Source organism: Caballeronia mineralivorans PML1(12) (assembly GCF_001028175.1).
Classification (GTDB): domain Bacteria; phylum Pseudomonadota; class Gammaproteobacteria; order Burkholderiales; family Burkholderiaceae; genus Caballeronia; species Caballeronia mineralivorans.
This window is the reverse complement of record NZ_AEJF01000124.1, coordinates 18696-38362: the sequence shown is the minus strand read 5'-3', so window position 1 is coordinate 38362 and position 19667 is coordinate 18696. Positions and strand designations below refer to the sequence as shown.

18 protein-coding genes and 2 pseudogenes are annotated in these 19667 nt (G+C 60.7%); 14 read left to right on the top strand and 6 right to left on the bottom strand.

Going from position 1 to position 19667, the window contains the following annotated elements; genetic code table 11:
- The first annotated feature begins 71 nt into the window (after positions 1-71).
- The 4 genes from EOS_RS43600 (at position 72) to EOS_RS20040 (ending at position 5169) form a co-directional block, all read left to right on the top strand.
- Entirely contained in the window at positions 72-2960 is a 2889-nt protein-coding gene (locus tag EOS_RS43600) for an ATP-binding protein (protein WP_160312512.1), read from the top strand.
- Positions 2961-3093: 133 nt separating this feature from the next.
- Positions 3094-3651, top strand: a complete 558-nt coding sequence (locus EOS_RS20050; RefSeq protein WP_047848435.1) for a CGNR zinc finger domain-containing protein — start codon at positions 3094-3096, stop codon at positions 3649-3651.
- Positions 3652-3662: 11 nt separating this feature from the next.
- Positions 3663-4577 (top strand): cyclase family protein, encoded by a 915-nt coding sequence (locus EOS_RS20045; protein ID WP_047848434.1) that lies wholly within the window; start codon positions 3663-3665, stop codon positions 4575-4577.
- A gap of 307 nt (positions 4578-4884) precedes the next feature.
- Entirely contained in the window at positions 4885-5169 is a 285-nt protein-coding gene (locus EOS_RS20040; RefSeq protein ID WP_047848433.1) for a cupin domain-containing protein, read from the top strand.
- A gap of 156 nt (positions 5170-5325) precedes the next feature.
- On the opposite strand, the pseudogene EOS_RS49295 reads toward EOS_RS20040, so the two are convergent.
- Together EOS_RS49295 and EOS_RS48185 are read right to left on the bottom strand one after the other, a co-directional pair.
- Positions 5326-5454, bottom strand: a pseudogene (locus EOS_RS49295) (IS6 family transposase); the annotation flags it as partial.
- Positions 5455-5595, bottom strand: a pseudogene (locus EOS_RS48185) (IS6 family transposase); the annotation flags it as partial. It lies immediately after the preceding pseudogene.
- 130 nt (positions 5596-5725) lie between these two features.
- Between EOS_RS48185 and EOS_RS20030 the strand changes: the two are divergent.
- The 10 genes from EOS_RS20030 to EOS_RS19985 all read left to right on the top strand — a co-directional run bounded on the left by EOS_RS20030 (position 5726) and on the right by EOS_RS19985 (position 15403).
- The gene (locus EOS_RS20030) at positions 5726-6193 is read left to right on the top strand and encodes a YncE family protein (protein WP_152693151.1); all 468 of its coding nucleotides are present in this window, start codon (positions 5726-5728) and stop codon (positions 6191-6193) included.
- A 20-nt stretch (positions 6194-6213) separates the two neighbouring features.
- Positions 6214-6774, top strand: coding sequence for a YncE family protein (locus tag EOS_RS20025; RefSeq protein WP_152693150.1), 561 nt, complete (start codon positions 6214-6216; stop codon positions 6772-6774).
- A gap of 370 nt (positions 6775-7144) precedes the next feature.
- The gene (locus EOS_RS20020; RefSeq protein ID WP_047848429.1) at positions 7145-9478 is read left to right on the top strand and encodes a bifunctional salicylyl-CoA 5-hydroxylase/oxidoreductase; all 2334 of its coding nucleotides are present in this window, start codon (positions 7145-7147) and stop codon (positions 9476-9478) included.
- Positions 9475-10257 (top strand): SDR family NAD(P)-dependent oxidoreductase, encoded by a 783-nt coding sequence (locus EOS_RS20015; protein WP_047848428.1) that lies wholly within the window; start codon positions 9475-9477, stop codon positions 10255-10257. Before EOS_RS20020 ends, EOS_RS20015 begins: the two co-directional genes overlap by 4 nt.
- Complete coding sequence (locus EOS_RS20010) at positions 10254-10793, top strand: MarR family winged helix-turn-helix transcriptional regulator (protein WP_047848427.1); 540 nt, start codon at positions 10254-10256, stop codon at positions 10791-10793. Before EOS_RS20015 ends, EOS_RS20010 begins: the two co-directional genes overlap by 4 nt.
- Positions 10794-10827: 34 nt before the next feature.
- A complete protein-coding gene (locus tag EOS_RS20005) occupies positions 10828-11676 on the top strand; it encodes an enoyl-CoA hydratase family protein (RefSeq protein WP_047848426.1) in 849 nt (282 codons plus the stop codon).
- A gap of 1 nt (position 11677) precedes the next feature.
- Positions 11678-12886: an acyl-CoA dehydrogenase family protein gene (locus tag EOS_RS20000; protein ID WP_047848425.1), complete on the top strand. Its 1209-nt coding sequence runs from the start codon at positions 11678-11680 to the stop codon at positions 12884-12886.
- On the top strand, positions 12883-13338 hold the full coding sequence (locus EOS_RS19995) for an acyl-CoA thioesterase (RefSeq protein ID WP_047848424.1): 456 nt from the start codon (positions 12883-12885) through the stop codon (positions 13336-13338). Before EOS_RS20000 ends, EOS_RS19995 begins: the two co-directional genes overlap by 4 nt.
- Positions 13335-13730 (top strand): RidA family protein, encoded by a 396-nt coding sequence (locus EOS_RS19990; RefSeq protein WP_047848423.1) that lies wholly within the window; start codon positions 13335-13337, stop codon positions 13728-13730. Before EOS_RS19995 ends, EOS_RS19990 begins: the two co-directional genes overlap by 4 nt.
- Positions 13731-13744: 14 nt before the next feature.
- Entirely contained in the window at positions 13745-15403 is a 1659-nt protein-coding gene (locus EOS_RS19985) for an AMP-binding protein (RefSeq protein WP_047848422.1), read from the top strand.
- 35 nt (positions 15404-15438) lie between these two features.
- Here the strand turns inward: EOS_RS19985 and EOS_RS19980 are convergent, their stop codons facing one another.
- From EOS_RS19980 to EOS_RS19965, 4 genes are read right to left on the bottom strand one after another with little or no spacing between them, the layout of a single operon-like run.
- A complete protein-coding gene (locus tag EOS_RS19980) occupies positions 15439-16080 on the bottom strand; it encodes a DUF2894 domain-containing protein (protein ID WP_047848421.1) in 642 nt (213 codons plus the stop codon).
- Positions 16077-16721, bottom strand: coding sequence for an OmpA family protein (locus tag EOS_RS19975; protein ID WP_047848420.1), 645 nt, complete (start codon positions 16719-16721; stop codon positions 16077-16079). The genes EOS_RS19980 and EOS_RS19975 overlap by 4 nt, the downstream gene beginning before the upstream one ends.
- Positions 16718-18814, bottom strand: a complete 2097-nt coding sequence (locus tag EOS_RS19970) for a DUF802 domain-containing protein (RefSeq protein ID WP_047848419.1) — start codon at positions 18812-18814, stop codon at positions 16718-16720. Before EOS_RS19970 ends, EOS_RS19975 begins: the two co-directional genes overlap by 4 nt.
- 10 nt (positions 18815-18824) lie before the next feature.
- On the bottom strand, positions 18825-19568 hold the full coding sequence (locus EOS_RS19965) for a DUF3348 domain-containing protein (RefSeq protein WP_047848418.1): 744 nt from the start codon (positions 19566-19568) through the stop codon (positions 18825-18827).
- Positions 19569-19667: the final 99 nt, after the last annotated feature.

The window sequence follows — 19667 nt, the reverse complement described above, 5'->3', positions numbered from 1 at the left end:
GACAGAGCGATGACCCGCCGCCGCGGGATAGAAGTTAAAGTCATGACGACCGCTTCTCAATGGACACAACCTTGCAAGCTACCCAAACCGGCTCGTTGTCGAAGCCGTTCCGCGCGCCGAGAGGCGGTATTGCAGTCGCCTTGCTCGCCCGTGTGCTGCTGTTCAGCACTGTGGTGACGCTGGTCGTGACTACCGTTCAGCTCATGCTGAGTTACCAGGCCGAAGTCTCCGGGCTGCAGAGCCGTTTCAACGAAATTGAAGAAGGCTATGCGCGCGGCCTGGGCAATGCGCTGTGGGCTCTTGACAGCAAACAGCTTGAGGGCCAGCTTGACGGAATGTTGCGCCTGCCGCTGATCCGATACGTCGAGGTCCGCGAAACTCACACCACGCACCCGTTGACGATTTCTCGCGGCTCCAGGCAGGCGGAAAACGTAGTCGTCAGGGAGTTTCCAGTTTACTGCTGCGACAAGGATGCGCACCAAATCGGCGTCCTGCATCTTGAGGCCAGCCTGACGGACATTTATCGGGATCTGCTGCGTGAGGCCTTCGTGATCCTGGTGAGTAACGCGATGAAGACGTTTTTAGTCGCGCTGTTCATTTTGTTCATGGTTCACCGGCTCGCGACGCGCCATCTCGTCGATATCGCCACGGCGCTACGCGTGCGCAAACCGTGCGTCGTCCCTCTGCTGCTGCGCCGTCCCCGGCGGAAACGGGACGAGCTCGATCAGTTGGTCGACGCGATCAACATGATGGTAGGGCGACTCGAGCGGCACGCTAGCGAGCTCGGCAGCGCGAACGCCCAGATGGCCGCGATCCTCGACAACATTCCGGATCTCGCGTGGGTTAAAGACACCGATGGCCGTTATGTAGCAGTCAACCGCGCCCTGGCACGCGCGTTGGGCTGCGACGAACCGGCGGGAATAATCGGTAAGACCGATTTCGATGTGCACCCCCGTGAATACGCGCTGGCCTACCGCGCTGACGATGCAGAGGTGATGGCCTCGGGGCGGCGCAAACGGATTGAAGAGCACCACGCCGAAGCAAGCGGTCGCTGCACATGGGTGGAGACGATCAAGACGCCGTTCGGCGACGGACGCGGGCAACAGGCAGGTACGGTCGGCATTGCCCGCGACGTCACCGAACGCAGGAAGATGGAGGAGGAGTTGCGGCGCAGCGAAGCGCTGCAATCGGAAGGGCAGCGGTTGAGCCACACGGGAAGCTGGTCCTGGCACATCCCGTCCGGCACCGTTGTCTGGTCCGACGAGCATTTCCGGATTTTTGGCTTTACTCCGGGGGAGGTCGAACCCAGTCTTGAGCTGGTCGTCAACTGCATTCATCCGGACGATCGGCCGATGATGCAAGCGTCGATTGCGGACGCAATGCGGGAGCCGCGGAACATCGAACACGAGTTTCGAGTGATTCTGCCGGACGGGTCGATCCGGTATATCTCTGCCATCGCGCGCACCGTGCCCGATCAGTCGGGCGCGATCAACGAGTTGATTGGCGTTGCCGTAGACGTGACCGAGCGCAGGCAAGCGGAAGCCGAGCGAGAGGCACGGCACGCCGCGGAAACCGCCAATCGCGCAAAGAGCGAGTTCCTGGCAATGATCAGTCATGAACTCCGCACGCCGCTGAACGGCATCCTGGGCTACACGCAGATCCTGCTGCGCGATAAGACGCTGGGGGGGAAGTATCGCGACAATATCAATGTGATCCAGCAGAGCGGTCTGCAACTGCTAACCCTGATCAACGACGTGCTGGAATTTTCGAAGATAGAAGCAGGCAAATTGGAGCTCAGCCTGAGCGACATCAACCTGGTCGATTTCCTGCGCTCGATCGAAGAGATCATCCGTGTCAGAGCCGAACAGAAAGGCTTGAACTTCGTGTGCAATGTGACCGCTGACTCGCCATGTGGAATCCGTGCCGACGCCAATCGACTCTGCCAGGTGTTGCTGAACTTGCTCGCGAATGCGGTGAAGTTCACCGACCAGGGCCACGTGACATTCAACGTTGCGCTGCACGCTGGCCGCGACGGTTTGGCGCGTGTGCGTTTCGAGGTGCGCGATACAGGCATTGGCATTGACGACGACCACCAGACATTATTGTTCCGTCCTTTCGAGCAGTTTGGCGAAGAGAGCCGCCGCATCGGCGGCACCGGCCTGGGGCTCGCGATCAGTCAGCAGTTCGTCAAACTGATGGGCGGTGAGATTCGTGTCAAGAGTCGCATGAATGAAGGAAGTACGTTCTGGTTCGAGCTGCAGTTGCCGGCCACGACCGGCGAGATTGGCCGTCGGCAGCCAACGGCAATTGCAACGGGCTATAGCGGACCGCGGAAAAAGGTCCTGATCGTCGACGACGTTTCGATCAATCGTGCGGTCGCAGTCGAGATGTTGGCGTCCCTGGGCTTCGAAACGTTCGAGGCCGAAGACGGCCGTTCAGGAATTGAGGAAGCCGAACGATTGAATCCGGATGTGATTCTCATGGATATCTTCATGCCCGGGCTCAACGGCCAGGACAGCATCCGGGAGCTGCGTGCGAAAGCGGGCAGCCTGAGCAAGGTGCCGGTTATCGCAACGTCGGCCAGCGCGGCGAGCAGCGACAAGCTCCGCAGCATGACAGCCGGTGCTGACGCTTTCCTGAGCAAGCCGATTGAACAGAACCAATTGCTTGAGCAGATCGCGACACTGTTAAAGCTTGAATGGACGTACAAGCCCGATGCCACACGCGTTTCGGACAGTTTTACGGATGGACCCATCGTCATTCCTCCCGGGCCGGAAATGGAAGCGCTTCACTATCTGGCACGGATGGGCGATATGCGCGAAATCCAGTTGTGGGCGCACCGGGTCGGTGAACTCGACGAGCGATATCGGCCATTCGCGCGTCAGTTGAGTCAACTAGCCCAGCGCTACCAGTCGCAGGAGATTCTGCGACTGGTAGCGAGGTATGTGGGCACGTCGTGACTTCACTCTGCTGCGCTGCGCGATATGCAGCGGTCTTCGTACCAGACGTATTCAAACCACGCCGACGTGAACTCCCGTGCAAGCCAGATTGCCCAAAGTTTGACGCCTCTGTGTAACCTGTTATTATGGTTACATGAGTAGAGCGAACTTCGAGTTTATTAGTGGCAGTCTCTGCCTGGATTTCGTGGACACGCTCGGCAATCGCCGCGCCGAACCGGTGGAGCATCTTGTCACGTCTGGCGATCTTGATCGATGGCTTGATGCCGCGCGCTTGGTTTGTCCTTTTCGTAAACGAGCCACGGCCGCGAATCTTGCCGACGCCCGCGAGCTTCGCGATGCGATCTACCGGCTTGCGCTTACCGCTATCGATGGGACCGCGGCAGCAATTGGGGATGTCAAGACCATCAACCGGTGGTCTGTACAGATGCCTCTGCGCCCAGTGATTAAAGGGGTGCACTTCGAGCTTGAGGCCTCATACCCTGTCAAGGCCGCTTTTTCGACAATCGCAGCCGATGCCATTGAGCTGATTCTGGGTGAGCGCCGCTCGCGTATTCGGACCTGTCCCGAGTGCCGGATGGTGTTTGTGGATACCTCCAGGCCCGGTAAACGCCGCTGGTGTTCTTCGGCGTCGGGCTGCGGCAATCGGGCAAAAGTGCGCGAGCACCGCGCCCGCGCCAACTCATCCTTGTGAATAGGCAGATCATGGTCGACAAACGCGTCAGTTTCGATTTCGAAGTGGAGTTTTCAAACGGCGGCGGCATCCAGGGCCAGGGTTTTCGCCTCGATATCGATGGAGGCGGGATCGCCGACGACGCACTGGCGGCCTATATCGTCAAGGACCTTCGTCTGCTGATGGTGGGTAAAGTCAATATCCTGAACAAACAGATCATCGAGGAGCAGCACAAGCGTGCCTCGCGACAGGTCGTGCTTTCGAGTGAGCAGGAGTCCTCGATGATCGACCTGAGTCACGTGATCGAAAACGGGATGATCACTTACAAGGGCCTGCCGGCGCCACTGATTTGCGATCACATTTCGCATATCCAGTCGCGTGGCGCGTATGCGGCTGACACTGAGTTCCAGATCGGCAGGATCGACATGGTGGCGAACACGGGAACCTACATCGATACGCCATATCACCGCTATCTGGACGGAAACGATCTGTCCACCATGCCATTGCCGCGCATGTCCAACATCGCTGGTGTCGTTGTGCGCCTGACCGGTATGGAAACGCGGTCGATTGACTGGACTCATTTTGCTGCGGTTAATGTGAACGGTCGCGCCGTCCTGGTGAATACGGGTTGGGATCGGCACTGGCGTTCGGATCAATACTTTGAGGGTCACCCGTTTTTAACGAAGACCGCTGCCGAGTACCTGCGCGACGAAGGAGCGGTTCTCGTGGGTATCGACTCATTGAACATTGATGACACAACGGACCCGGCACGTCCGGTGCATTCGGTGCTGCTTGGGGCCGGAATTCCTATTGTCGAACATTTGACCAACCTGTCGGCCCTACCGATTGACGGCTTCGGCTTCTGGGCGGTTCCTCCGAAAATCCGGGGGATGGGTACGTTTCCGGTTAGGGCCCACGCGATTCTTGATATCGCTTCGGATTCCTGATTTCACATTACCAGGCTCACGCAGAATCTGCCTGCATTCTGCGTAACTGTGCGCTCCTTTCAGCATCGCGTCTGACGCGCCACACCGCGGCAGCGCCAACTGTGCTGATAGAAACAAACGTACTGTATATGTCGAACGACATCCTTTGTGCGCAGAATGTGCTTCAAACGGATCGCGCCCGACAGGTCACAGATGCAGCTACGAACGCGCTGCGAACAACCGATTAGGCGTTTCCGAGGCGACCATCCCGTCGCTCGACTGATGTTCCGCCGAATCTTTGTCGCCTCACTTGACTGGAGAAACTCTGATGAATCGTCCGCAAGCAATCCCGACGCAACAAGTATCGAACGAACGTGTGATTGTCACCGAGTGGCGATTCGCGCCCGGTGCCGAAACCGGTTGGCATGTTCACGGGCATGACTATGTCGTCGTGCCGCAAACGGACGGCGCGCTTCTGCTCGAGACCAGACAGGGAAACCGGGATTCGCAACTGCAGGCCGGGCGCAGCTACGCCGGGTTACAAGGCGTAGAACATAACGTCGTCAACGCGACCGATCATGAGGTGATATTTATCGAGGTGGAGATTCGTTAAAGTCATCGACGGAACGCGCAGCGGTCGAGGTTTGCGATCGGTAATCGGCCGTATCTTCATCGCTGACGCGCGGAACGGAAACGCCTGTCCGCTTATCTGACGGTTCTGTCGCGATAAGGCCATACTGCCGATCAGGCACGAAATTAGAAGGACTGCTTATATAATTAATGAGTAAAATTGCTCGGCGGCAGATTGATGAGTTCCATGCTCCGTTTTCATCTGTCCTTTTCTGATCATATGCATCGTTTCGATGCCAGACAGGATGTTGCTGGCACAACGAAAATTCATCTCTTCAAGATTGCGCAGGCTCAGCGAGTACGCCACATACCAGCGTACCCACCGTAGAATCACGTCCAGCGGATAGTGCCGTCGCTTCAGAACCTTCGTCAATCCCACCGGCACCGCCTTTCGCAGCATCTTCCTCATCCCAAGCTTCGGAAAATTTGTCTATCGAACTTTACCTCAACGCCTTAGCGCGACGGAACCTTTTCGGGTGCGGATACCTCATAGCACTGCCGGATTATTGATACGATGCACAAATCCAACGGAACCGATCGTGAATAGAGCACACCGCGTTAAATGGGCATTCTGGCTGACAACGATGTTGCTTTCGACCAACATCGCAGTGGCACAGGCGAGGCCAACCTATTCGGTTACAGCACAGATCGCAGGATCAGGCGGATCGTGGGACTATGCCACCATCGATGAGGATGCCGGGCGCCTTTATCTGGCGCAACGCGGCGTAACGGCGTTAGATCTCAAAACTGGCAGACTGAACACGGGGCTTCTGGCCGCCGGCGTGACACACGGTGTCGCAGTGTTGGGCGATGGCAAAGTCGCCGTGGCCGATAGTAAAAGCGAGTCGGTGAAAATATTCGAAGGCGTCAGCGGAAAAATTCTGGCGGATATCTCAACCGCACAATACGATCCGATCGGCGGCAGCCATACCCTGGACGCATTGGTTGTTGAACCGAAAACCGGATTGATGGTCGCCGTTAATGGCGAACCGGGATCCTGCTCCTGATCGACCAGAAACTGTTGCGGGTGGTCGATACGATTACCGTTGGCGGTAACCCTGAGTTTGCTGCCGCCGATGGGAACGGAAGCGTCTATATCAACGTCAATGACGGCAAGGTAAATGAAATCGTCGCCGCCGATATCGCTGCAAAACATATCGTGCGCCGCATTCCCTTGGCCGGTTGCGAAGATCCCACAGGTCTTGCCTACGACCATGACGATCAGTTGCTGATCTCGGTTTGCGCTAATGGATTGGCAAAGTTCGTACGCGCTGATAGCGGCAAGGAAGTCGCAAGTCTCAGCGTGGGTAAAGGCGCGGATGCGGTCATATTCGACCCACGACGCAGGCTTGTTTTCATCCCGGGTGGAGCGGATGGAACATTGACTGTCATCTCCATCCGCAACCCGCGAAAGATTGCCGTCGTTCAGAACCTCGTGACCCAAAAAGGCGCGCGCTTGGGCTCTGTCGATATCAATACGGGACGGGTATATTTGCCGACAGCGACATTAGCAGCACCTGTACCGCCCAGCCCCTATCCGTCCGTCGTTCCCGGCACGTTCAAAATCCTTGTCGTCGCTCCCAATTAACAAATCCACTGCGCACAGTCAGTCCCAAACCCCGATGATGCCGACGCGCTCGCTCAGGTGCTTGTTGTTTCGACAAATTTGGTTAGCAACACCGCCTACGTGGCGCCCATAAATTAGCGAGCCTCGGTTCCATTAAAGAGGATCGCCCACCTGTCGCTCGTCGGCCAGAGTATGGCCCGGTCCCTTGCCCGTCCAGAAGTAACTCAGACGCGTACAGGCTCATTGCACCCCACATCGTGAAAAGCGCCGTGAGTGACTTTATTCTTTCGAATCAGAGACTGGGCGAACGAGACGCTTCCTTTATAAATTTACTTGACACCTAAACTATCGAAGCCTAAATTAACACTGACTCTTCAGCATGGAGCGCATCATGCGCATCGTTTGTATCGGTGGCGGCCCCGCGGGTCTGTACTTTGGCTTGCTGATGAAGAAGCAAAATCCCGCTCACGATGTAACGGTGGTGGAGCGCAATCGGCCTTACGACACCTTCGGCTGGGGCGTGGTGTTCTCCGACCAGACGCTCGGCAACCTGCGTCGCGCGGACGAGGCGAGTGCCGCGGCAATTCTCGATGCGTTCAATCACTGGGACGACATCGATATCCATATCAACGGCCGCACGCTGCGCTCGTCCGGACACGGTTTCTGCGGCATCGGCCGCAAGCGCCTGCTGAACATTCTTCAGGCGCGTGCCGAGGCGCTCGGCGTGAAGCTGGTGTTCGAAACGCAAGTCGCGAGCGACGAATCGTATGACGCCGACCTCATCGTCGCGTGCGATGGCGCCAACAGCGTCGTGCGCACGAAATACGCGGCCACGTACAAACCCGACATCGATCTGCGTGACTGCCGCTTCGTCTGGCTCGGCACGGACAAGCTGTTCGATGCCTTCACGTTCGCCTTCGAAAAGACGGAGTTCGGCTGGTTCCAGGCGCATGCGTATCGCTTCGACGACCATATGTCTACGTTCATTGTGGAAGCGCCCGAACGGGTCTGGCGTGCGGCGGGCCTGGATGAAATGAGCAAGGAAGACGGTATCGCGTTTTGCGAACGGCTCTTTGCGAAATATCTCGACGGCCATGCGCTCAAGTCCAACGCGCAGCATTTGCGCGGTTCCTCGCAGTGGATCCGGTTTCCGCGCATCGTGAACGAAACGTGGGTGCATAACCGCGCGAACAGTGACGGCAGCGTGACGCCCGTCGTCCTGATGGGCGATGCCGCGCATACGGCGCACTTCTCGATCGGCTCCGGTACCAAGCTCGCGCTTGAAGATGCGATCGAACTGACGAACAGCATCGCGGCGCATCCGGGCGATCTCGCGGCAGCGCTCGATCACTACACGGAAGTTCGCAGCGTCGATGTCCTGCGTATCCAGAACGCCGCGCGCAACTCCACGGAATGGTTTGAAAACGTAGAGCGGTACGCATCGTTCGAGCCCGAGCAATTCGCTTACTCGCTGCTCACGCGTTCGCAACGCATCTCGCATGAGAACCTGCGTTCACGTGACGCGGCCTATCTGGGCGAGTTTGAAAACTGGATCGCGCAGCGCTCGGGACTTGATATCGGTAGCGGCAGCAAGCGTTCCGTCCCGCCGATGTTCACGCCATTCACCGTACGCGGCGTGACGCTGAAGAACCGTGTGGTGGTTTCTCCAATGGCTCAGTACTCGGCCGTCGACGGTATTGCAGGCGACTACCATCTGATGCATCTCGGTGCGCGCGCCATGGGCGGCGCTGCGCTGGTGATGACGGAGATGACCTGCGTCTCGCCCGAGGGCCGCATCACGCCGGGTTGTCCGGGCCTCTATAACGACACGCAACGTGACGCTTGGCGGCGAATTGTCGAGTTCGTGCATCGGGAAACGGATGCGAAGATCGGCATTCAGCTCGGTCATGCGGGCGCGAAGGCATCCACGCGTGTGAGTTGGGAAGGGACGGACAGACCGCTTGAAGAGGGCAACTGGCCGATCGTATCGGCGTCTCGGCAGCAGTACTTGAAAGGCATAAGCCAATGGTCGCATGCGGCAAGCGCGGACGATTTGAGCGCGATCAAGGCGCAGCTCGTGCGCTCGACCGAGCTTGCCGTGGAAGCAGGTTTTGACTGGCTGGAACTGCACTGCGCGCACGGTTATCTGCTGTCGGGTTTTCTGTCTCCTCTCACCAATCATCGCGACGATGAATACGGCGGTTCACCCTCCAATCGCCTGCGTTTCCCGCTCGAAGTGTTCAAGGCGATGCGCGCCGCGTGGCCCGAGGACAAGCCCATTTCCGTGCGCATCTCGGCGCACGACTGGGTAGACGGCGGCATTACACCCGACGACGCCGTGCTGATCGCGCGTGCGTTCAAGGAGGCGGGCGCGGACATGATCGACGTATCGTCGGGACAGGTCAGCAAGGACGAGAAGCCAGTCTATGGCCGCATGTTCCAGACACCTTTCTCGGATCGCGTGCGCAACGAAGCAGGTATCGCGACCATCGCCGTCGGGGCGATCTCGGAAGCCGACCACGTGAACAGCATTATCGCAGCGGGCCGCGCAGACCTGTGCGCCGTGGCGCGTCCGCATCTCGCGAATCCTTCGTGGACGCTCGACCAGGCAGCGAAGCTCGGTTACGCCGATATCGCCTGGCCAAAGCAGTATTACGCGGCGAAGTCGCAACTCGAACGCGGCTATGAACGTGAGCGTGCGCAGCGCTCGGAGGGTGAAACATGAACACTACCGCTTATACGCTTAGCGGCCAGCACGCGGTGGTGACAGGCGGCGGCAGTGGCATTGGTGCCGCTATCGCCCGCTTGCTGGTAACAGCGGGAGCACAGGTCACGCTGATGGGCCGGGACGCGGCGCGGCTCGCCTATCAGGCCGAAGCATTGAGCGAGCTTGGCACAGTTCATGTCCAGACCGTCGATGTCACGTCCGCCGATTCCGTCGCCACAGCGTTCGCTGCGGCCTGCGAACAGGGGTTCATCGACATCCTCGTGAACAACGCTGGGCAAGCCGAAGCCGCGCCGTTTACGAAGACCGATTTAGCGCTATGGAAACGCATGCTCGATGTGAATCTCACGGGCGTGTTCCTCTGCACACAAGCGGTTCTTCCCGCGATGCTCGAACGTCGTAGTGGGCGCATTGTCAACGTAGCCAGTACCGCGGGCCAGGTGGGTTACGCCTACGTGGCCGCGTATTGCGCGGCCAAGCATGGCGTGATCGGTATGACACGCTCGCTGGCGCTTGAAGTCGCCACGCGTGGCGTGACCGTCAACGCCGTGTGTCCCGGTTATACCGAAACCGGGCTGCTCGACCAGTCGATCGAAAAGATCGTTGCGCAGACCGGGCGTAGCGAGGAAGAGGCACGCGAAGCGCTGCTGCGCTCGAATCCGCAACGTCGCTTCGTGACGCCGGACGAAGTCGCGAGTTCGGCGTTATGGCTCTGCCTACCGGAATCGCGATCGATCACTGGCCAGACTATTTCTATTTCAGGTGGAGAAGTAATGTGAACAAGCCCGCTGCCCGCACGGTTAAAGCCGCTGCGCCCGAGAAGGACAAGGCCGCCGGCAATGTCGTCGACCTCGAGATGAGCACCGGCGTCGACAGTCACATGGGACTGCGCTTATGGCTGCGCATGCTCACCACAACCAATCTGGTGCAAGCCGAACTGCGCAAGCGCCTGCGCGCTGAATTCGACACCACGCTGCCGCGTTTCGACATGATGGCGCAACTGGAGCGCCATCCGGAAGGCCTGAAGATGAACGAGCTTTCACGGCGTCTGATGGTGACGGGCGGCAACGTGACCGGTCTGACGGACCAGTTGGAGAAGGAAGGTTTTGTAGTGCGCGATATCGATCCGAATGACCGCCGTTCGTTCGCGGTGCGCCTCACTGCGCACGGCCGCGAGTCGTTCGATCGCATGGCTCGGGCGCATGAACAATGGGTCGTCGAGTTGTTCGGCGGTTTGCCGCTTGCCGACAAGGCGCGCATGCACCAGAAGCTTGGCAAGCTTAAACAGCATTTGCGTGAGCGTACGGATTCGTAACGAAGCCTTGCTCGAACGCATACGGAGACAGTCGATGAACGACAACACCGCCGCGCTTTTCGCCGGCAACCGCACGACACTCGGCGACTACCACGCGAACCATTTTGGCTGGTCTGTTACGAACGGCGTCGGCACGATCACGCTCGACCGACCGGAGCGCAAGAACCCGCTGACGTTTGAATCGTATGCGGAGTTACGCGACCTGTTCCGGCAGCTCGCTTACGCTACCGACGTAAAGAGCGTCGTGATACACGGCGCTGGCGACAACTTCTGCTCGGGTGGCGACGTGCACGACATCATCGCGCCGCTCGTGGACTTGCCGATGCCCGAGCTGCTCATGTTCACGCGCATGACGGGCGACCTCGTCAAAGCGATGCGCCATTGCCCGCAGCCGATTGTTTCGGCAGTCGATGGCATTTGCGCCGGGGCCGGCGCAATCGTGGCAATGGCTTCGGATCTGCGGCTAGGCACCGCGCGCAGCAAGCTCGCGTTTCTTTTTACCCGCGTGGGGCTGGCGGGCTGCGACATGGGCGCGTGTGCGATCCTGCCGCGCATCATCGGTCAGGGCAGAGCAGCCGAACTGCTTTTTACCGGGCGTTCCGCGAGTGGCGACGAGGGTTTCGCGTGGGGCTTCTACAACCGCTTATGCGAGCCCGGCGATGTCGTGCGTGAAGCTCAATCGCTCGCTTTCGATCTTGCGTCGGGTCCGACCTTCGCGCATGGCATCACCAAGAAGATGCTGCACCAGGAGTGGAGCATGAGCATCGACGAAGCGATCGAATCCGAAGCGCAGGCGCAGGCAATCTGCATGGCGACCAACGATTTCGGCCGTGCGTATCGCGCGTTCGCTGCGAAGACGCGGCCCGTTTTCGAGGGAGATTGAGTTGGCTCATCCTCAAACAACTTCCGACGCGTTCCACGATGCCCTCGCATGGCCATTCTTCGAAACACGGCATCGTGAACTCGGCGCGCGTATCGATGCGTGGGCATCGGAACATCTAAGCGATACCCATGGCGATCATGCGAACGTCGATGCAACCTGTCGCCGGCTCGTACGAGAACTCGGCGCTGCCGGGTGGCTGCGATATGGCGTCGGCGGCACAGCGTACGGCGGTCACGGTGACACTATCGATACGCGTGCAGTTTGTCTGCTGCGTGAGACTCTCGCTCGCTACAGCGGTCTCGCTGACTTCGCGCTCGCCATGCAGGGACTCGGATCGGGCGCGATCTCACTTGCGGGTAACGAAGCGCAAAAGCAGCGCTATCTGCCGCGTGTCGCAAGCGGCGAGATCATCGCCGCCTTCGCACTGACCGAACCCGATGCAGGCTCCGACGTCGCGGCGCTCGCGCTCAGCGCTCGCGAAGATGGCGACGCGTATGTGCTCGATGGCGAGAAGACCTGGATCTCGAACGGCGGCATCGCGGACTTCTACGTGGTGTTCGCACGCACTGGCGAGGCGCCGGGGGCGCGTGGCATCAGCGCGTTTATCGTCGACGCCGATACGCCGGGATTGCGCATTGCCGAACGGCTGGACGTGATCGCGCCGCATCCGCTGGCGCGTCTTTCATTCGAACACGCACGCGTGCCACGGGCCGCGCTGCTCGGTAATCCAGGCGAAGGTTTCAAGCTCGCAATGCGCACACTCGATATCTTCCGCACCTCGGTCGCAGCGGCATCGCTCGGTTTCGCGCGACGTGCAATGAGCGAAGGGCTCGAGCGTGCCGCGTCGCGCAAGATGTTCGGGCAGACGCTTGGCGACTTCCAGTTGACGCAAGCGAAGCTCGCGCAAATGGCGCTCACCATCGACAGCGCCGCGCTGCTTGTTTATCGCGCCGCGTGGTTGCGCGATCAGGGCAAATCGGTCACGCGCGAAGCCGCATTAGCGAAGTGGCATGCGAGCGAAGGGGCGCAACAGGTCATCGATGCCGCCGTGCAATTGTGGGGCGGGAGCGGGGTGCAGAGCGGTGCGGTGGTTGAGCAACTGTATCGCGAGATTCGTGCGCTGCGGATCTACGAAGGTGCGACCGAAGTGCAGCAGTTGATCGTCGGGCGCGATCTGCTCAAAGCTCACGCTGCAAGGACAAAAACATGAGCGGACCATCGAAGCATTTCGAACGGCCGGTGCGCATTCGCTTCTCGCATTGCGACCCCGCCGGCATCGTATTTTTTCCCCAATATCTCGTGATGACCAACGCGCTGGTCGAGGACTGGTTCAACGAAGCGCTCGACATCGACTATGCCGCGATGATCAGCAAGCGCCGCGTCGGCTTGCCCATCGTGAAGCTCGATTGCACGTTCTCGAAGCCGAGCCAGATGGGCGACACCCTCATGCTGTCGCTCACGCTCGAACGCTTTGGCGCTCGTTCGGTTGGCATCGTGATAGAAGCGCAGGCGCACGGCGAAACGCGCTTTCATGCGCGGCAAGTACTTGTCACCACATCGCTTGAATCAGGCGTGTCGATCGATATTCCCGACGACATCCGCGCTGCGCTGGCACGTTTCAATCCGGCTGCGTCAGCCGGGATCAAGGAGACACAGTCGTGAAAAAAGCATTGCTCCCGGATGGCTGGGTCAAGCCGCGCGGATACGCGAATGGCGTTGCCGCGCGCGGTACGCAGGTCTTCATAGCAGGACAGATAGGCTGGGACGCGCAGGGCCGCTTCCAGAGCAGCGACTTTGGCGCGCAGGCAAAGCAGGCGCTGGCCAACATAGTTGCCGTGCTGGCCGTGGCAGGGGGACGCCCGAAACATCTCGTGCGGCTGACCTGGTATGTAACCGACAAGCGTGAATATGTCGCTTCGCTGAGGGAAGTGGGCAGCGCGTTTCGCGAACTGATCGGCGACTACGACATCGCGATGAGCGCCGTGCAGGTGGCCGCGCTCATTGAAGACGAAGCCAAGGTGGAGATCGAAGCCACTGCCGTTATTCCGGACTAACATCGGAGCACACCATGGAACCTTCGGCTCACGTCGATACGTTTGCCCGCGACAACCTGCCGCCGCCCGGCGAGTGGCCGCAGTTTCTGCTCGACAACCCCGACGTTGCTTATCCGGCACGCCTGAATTGTGCGGTCGAATTGCTCGACCGGATAATCGATGACCACCCGGAACGCGGGCAGGGAACGCGGCCTGCGATCTGGTCGGACGTCGATGGTGTTCCGCATGCAACCACGTACAGCGAATTGCGCACGCGCGTGAACCAGACGGCGCATGTGCTGTCCGGCGTGATGGGACTGGTGCCGGGAAATCGTATCTTGCTGCGCGGCCCGAACACGCTGCACATGGCGATCGCGTGGCTCGCGTCCTTGAAGGCGGGGCTGGTGGTCGTGCCGACCATGCCGCTTTTGCGCGCCAAGGAACTGAAGCAGATCATCGACAAGGCGCAGGTCTCGGCCGCGTTATGCGACGCGCGACTGGTCGACGAACTTGCGCAATGCAGTGATCCCGCCAACGCATATTTTTGCGAAAACCTGCTGCAAACAAGACTCTTTCATGATGACGGACCCGATTCGGTCGATATGCTCGCCTTACTTCAACCCGCCGATTACACGGCGGTGGACACCGCTGCCGACGACGTCTGCCTGATCGCATTTACTAGCGGCACAACGGGGATGCCGAAGGGCTGCGTGCATTTTCATCGCGACGTGCTTGCGATGTGCGACCTGTTTCCGCGCCACGTACTCAAGCCCACCGCCAACGATATCTTCTGCGGCACGCCTCCGCTTGCGTTCACCTTCGGGCTCGGCGGGCTGCTGTGTTTTCCGCTGCGCGCGGGAGCATCGGCGGTGCTGATCGAACGGCTGACGCCGGAAACGCTGCTGCAGGTCGTCGAGCGTTTTCGCGCGACGATCATGTTCACAGCGCCGACCTTCTACCGGCAGATGGCGGGCCTCGCATCGCGGTTTGATTTATCGAGCCTGAGAAAAAGCGTCTCGGCAGGTGAAGCGTTGCCTGACTCCACACGCAAACTCTGGCGACAGGCCACGGGCCTGCAGATGATCGACGGAATCGGCAGCACTGAAATGATCCATATTTTTATATCGAGCGCCGATGCCGAGACGCGCGATCGTGCGATCGGCCGCGCGGTACCGGGCTACGTGGTCCAGGCTGTCGATAACGACATGCAGCCCGTTCCTGCCGGCGAGATCGGCATGCTCGCTGTAAAAGGACCGACCGGGTGCCGTTATCTAAGCGATCCGAGGCAGCGCCGTTTTGTCCGTGACGGATGGAACCTTCCGGGCGATTCTGTTTGCATCGATGCGGACGGGTACGTCTTTTATCAGTCCCGCGCCGACGACATGATTATCTCCGCCGGCTATAACATTTCCGGGCCGGAAGTGGAGAGCGCGCTCCTGCTGCATGAAGCGGTCGCGGAGTGCGGAGTGGTCAGCGCGCCCGACGACGAGCGCGGGCAAATTGCCAAGGCCTTTGTTGTTCTTAGCGCGGGGCATGTAGCGAGCGATGAGCTGGTGGTGCAGCTACAGACGTTTGTGAAGGAGCAGATCGCGCCGTACAAGTACCCGCGTGCGATCGAATTTATCGACGCGCTGCCTCGCACCGAGACGGGCAAGCTGAAGCGCTTTGCATTGCGGGCACTGGCGGCGTCTTGATGCAAGCGGTACCTTGTAGTCGACGACTCACAGCCCTAGCGTGGTTTGCTCCGGGCACTCTTGCGGGCGTTCCCGGAGCGAGGCGCGTCTTTCTCCGCCGATGCGCCGCCATTCATCTGTTCCATCCAGGACAGGGCGTCGACGTACGACAGGAACTGCTGGAGATACCCTGGCGATAGCTCGCGCATCAGCGAGAGCGACCGATGCACGAGGCTACTCGAGTTGAGCGGGCCCGCGTTGCCGGGCACTTGCGCAAGCGACTGCCGGAACTGTCTCTCGGTACTGAGCTTTGTCCAGATTTCTCTGAAGTAATCGAGCATCTCCAGTTCTGGATAGGAGGAGGGCCGGGGCACGGCCGGGGGGGCGTCGCTATCGGAGGGCGCTTGGCTGGCCATGTAATCGATCAGTCCCGCAAGCGCTCCGCGAACGGGCTCGCCTGGCAATGTTGCGGCAGCCCTTGATGCGGCGCTTTCGAGATCGCCGGCATACGCCTCGAGCAGCTTCGACAGCCTGTCGTCAAGGATGCGTCGCGCCTCGCCGCTATGGCCGGCCGCTCGCCGATCCAGTGCCTCGATGAAATGAAAGCGGACGGGATCCAGGCGATCGGCGCCGCGCTCGCGCCATGCGTCGAGCATCGCCCGGGCGCCGCTTGCCGCGCCACTACCACCACTACTCATGGGGCTTTCACCGTTGCGGTCGACGGCCTCGGGACCGGCGCAATTTCCACTCGCCGGTTCCTGGCTCGTCCCTGGTCGTCGGCATTGGAGCTCACGGGCTGCCCCGAGCCGAACGCGGCCGCAAATACCGAGGAGGTGGGGATGCCTTCATCGATCAACGCACGGGTCACCGTCAACGCGCGCTGGGCCGATAGCTCCCAGTTGTCTGCAAAGCGACGGTTACCGTCCCGCACTTGCCGGTCGTCGGTAAAGCCGCTGACCATCAGGATCTCGTCATTGGCCCGGAGGTAAGCGGACAGCGGACCGGCCAGGCTCTTCAATACTTCCCAGCCTTCTGGCTGCAATTGGGCGGAGTTCAGCGCGAACAACACGCTGCCGTTGATGCCGATGCGCCCGTTGACCAGCGTCACCCGTCCCGCCGCCAGCGGCCCTGCCAGCGCCTGCTCCAGGGTCTTGCGGCGTTGCGTTTCCATCTGCCGCTGCTTGACCTCTTGTTCCAGCCTGCTTGAAAGTTCCAGTTGCATGCCGATGACGCCCACCAGGATCAGCATGAAGGCGCCCAGCAGCACCGACATCAGGTCGGCGAACGCGGGCCATATTGGAGCCGTTGGCTCGACCCCGCCGTCGATTTCTTCGGTCATGCCGCTTCGGCTCCGGCAGAAGCCCGACGGCCCGCAAGCTGTTGCAGGTCTTCGACGATCTGCTTCTGCGACATCATGCTCAGGTCGATGACTTCCCGAGCCTGTGCCACGTAATAAGCAAGCTGTTCGTCACTGCGCGCGAGGGACTTGTCCAGCGCGGCTTCGATACGTTGCAGATGGACCACCAGCTTGTCGTTCGACTCGCCGAACAACTGTACGGCCGCTCCGAATGCTTCACCCAGGCTCGCCACCTCGACGGCGCTGCCGGTGACCTGTGCGGCAATGGTGCCCAGCTTCCCGGTCTCAAGCTCGACCTTGTCGGTGAACCGGGTGCCGACACGATCCAGCAGATCCGCCGACGTGGTGACCAGGGTGTCGACGGCTGAGCGCTGCTCGGTGGAGGCATGGTTCACAGCATCGAGCAGGGTTTCCAGTGTTGCCAGCAGGCGGCTGCGCTCCTCCAGCATCGCGGTGTCGCGGACCATGCTGTCGGAGAGCTTCTGGCGCAGTTCGGCGACGACTTCGGCCGCGGCTTTGGGAGCTTCCGACGCGGCTTGCACGAGCCGGGAGATCTCGGCGATCGTGTTGCTCGCGTGCGCCTGCGTCTGGGCCGATATGTCGCGCGCGGTCTGCGCCAGCGTGTCGCAAATCTCCTGCTGCCGGCTCGCGGTGCGCGTGCCCGTCTGCTCCCACTCGCTGTTCAACGTAGCCGCCATCGAGCCGAGCGTCTCGGTCCATACTGCCAGCCGTTGCTGGTCCCGCGATGCCAATGCCTCCTGCAAGTCCGCATGCGACTGGCCCACAGTGCGCAGCAGCGACGCCGAGTGCTGCTCGAAGGTCGCTGCGGCCGCCGCCAAGGCCTGCTGGTTGTGGCCCGCCAGCTTCTCGCCGACGCGCTCTTGCTGCGACAGTGCCTGGTTCCACGCTTCCGACACGCTGCCTGCCGTGGCATCGAGTCGCGCGGAGACGCCTTCCAGCAGGCCGGCTGAGCGTTGCTCGAAGGTTTCGGTGAATCGATCCAGCGAGGTGCGCAGGTCTTGAGTAAGCGCCTCGCTTGATCGCTGGTGTCCTGCCAGTGCCTGGTTCCAGATGTCCGCCACAGTAGTGGTCGTCGCCTCGAAACCGGTCGTCAGCCCGTCCAGCTGTCGCTGCACGGCGTGCGTGACGGTGTCGTTTAATGAGGCCGACTCGCGCGCGAGACCTGCCATCGTGGCCTCCATGACCGGCTGCAGCGCCGCGCTGGCGGCGCGGGCGCTTTCGGCGACGGTCAACCTTATCGACTGCTCCACGGACGAGGCCAGGCGGGTGTAGACAGCCTCAGTTTTGCCGTGGAAGGCATCCTGGCTGGCGATCTGCCGCTCGTTCAAGGCCAGGTTCTGTTGCTCGATGGTCGCCATCATCGCCTGCAACCGGTCGACCAGCGTGGGCATCATCTCGGCCTGCCTTTGCAGGAGCTTGAAGCTTTCCTCTCGCTGATGGGCCTTCGAGTAGATGCGCAACGTGGTCGCGATCTTCACGTCGAGCACCTGCGCCGCCTCGATCCGCTCGCGCCGGCACAACGCGGAAAGCAGCCCCAGCATGGCAGATGTGGCCACGCCCGCAATCGAGGTGCCGAACGCAAATCCCAACCCCTTGACCGGTGCGGCCAGCGACGTGCGGATAGCCTGCAAGTCCGTCGCGCTATCCAGCGCCATCCCCGTGCCTCTCAGGGTCGCCACCATGCCTAAAAGCGTGCCCAGCATGCCCAGCAACACTAGCAAGCCGACCAGATACGGCGTCAGCGCCGGGCCGGCCAGGGCCACGCGCTCACCCTCGATGCGCAGGCGCACGGCATTGCGCAGGCTGGGATGCAATGGGTCAAGCCAGACGCCCAGGCTGCGCGGTGGTTCGGACAGACCCGTGACGGCACGCGCCAAGGTGGAAGTGGCTTGGCTGTAGCGCTGCAACTCGAGCGCGCCCGCCAGGTAGCAGGCGCCAATCAACATTGTGACGGCCAGCGCCAGTGGGTTCGAGCCGACGTAGCCGACGCCGATCCAGCACATAGCAGCCAGACCTACCAGGAAAACAACAAGATTAAGAAGATTTCTGGACATAGCGTCCCAGTTAGCTGGTGCGAAGGGCCGCAAGCAACCCTTCGACCGGTTGAAAACGAAGCTCCAGTTCGGCCAGCAACACACTCTGCATATCCTTGCGGAACACGGCCAGCCATGCGCCCGGCGTGACCGCTGGGGTGTCCCCCGATGCTTGGGCATCGGCCAGCGTCTTCTGCTCGGCCTGGCGCAAACGCTCGAAGTGCCCTCCGAGCAACGCGGGTACGGTCGCCAGCAAACTCCGCTCGCGCCCGCTCAACGCTCGCTCCATGACCTCATCCACCTCCGCGAGGCGAGTCATGGCGGACGTCCTGGCGGCCAGCTTTTCCCGCAGGCGGCCGCGCAGGTTGCCGATGCCCGTCTCCATCGCCTGCTGCATGGAGAGATAGTGCTGACGAAAAACCGGGTAGTCGACCGCCGCATCCATGGGGGCTCCATGAGGGGGCGCTTGCGCAGGCCCGTGCCGCTTGATGGCGGCGAAGGCGTTATTACCGGCGATGGCATTCGCCAACGCGCTGCGCACACGGGCGCACTCGTTCTCCTCACCGCTGCCGAAGGCTCGCGCGCAGGCGGGTACGGCAGACGGATTGCCGTTCAGCGCCGTGGACAGTTCGATGGCGTCTGTCCAGTGGAGCCATTGGCTCAGCCGGTCCGAGAGCGATTGCCGAGATTCGGTAAATTCGACGTCCGTCAGGCGAGCAAGTAAGCGAATGAGCGTCGGGCCGCTGAAAGCTGTGCGCAGTGGGGCGTGCACCATACCACCAGAGTCAAAAAGTCCGCTAGTTTACACGCCAGCGGGATGGTGGACGCTGACTGTTGATTTGTGGGGGGAAGAGCGCGGGATTTCAGCGGGTTT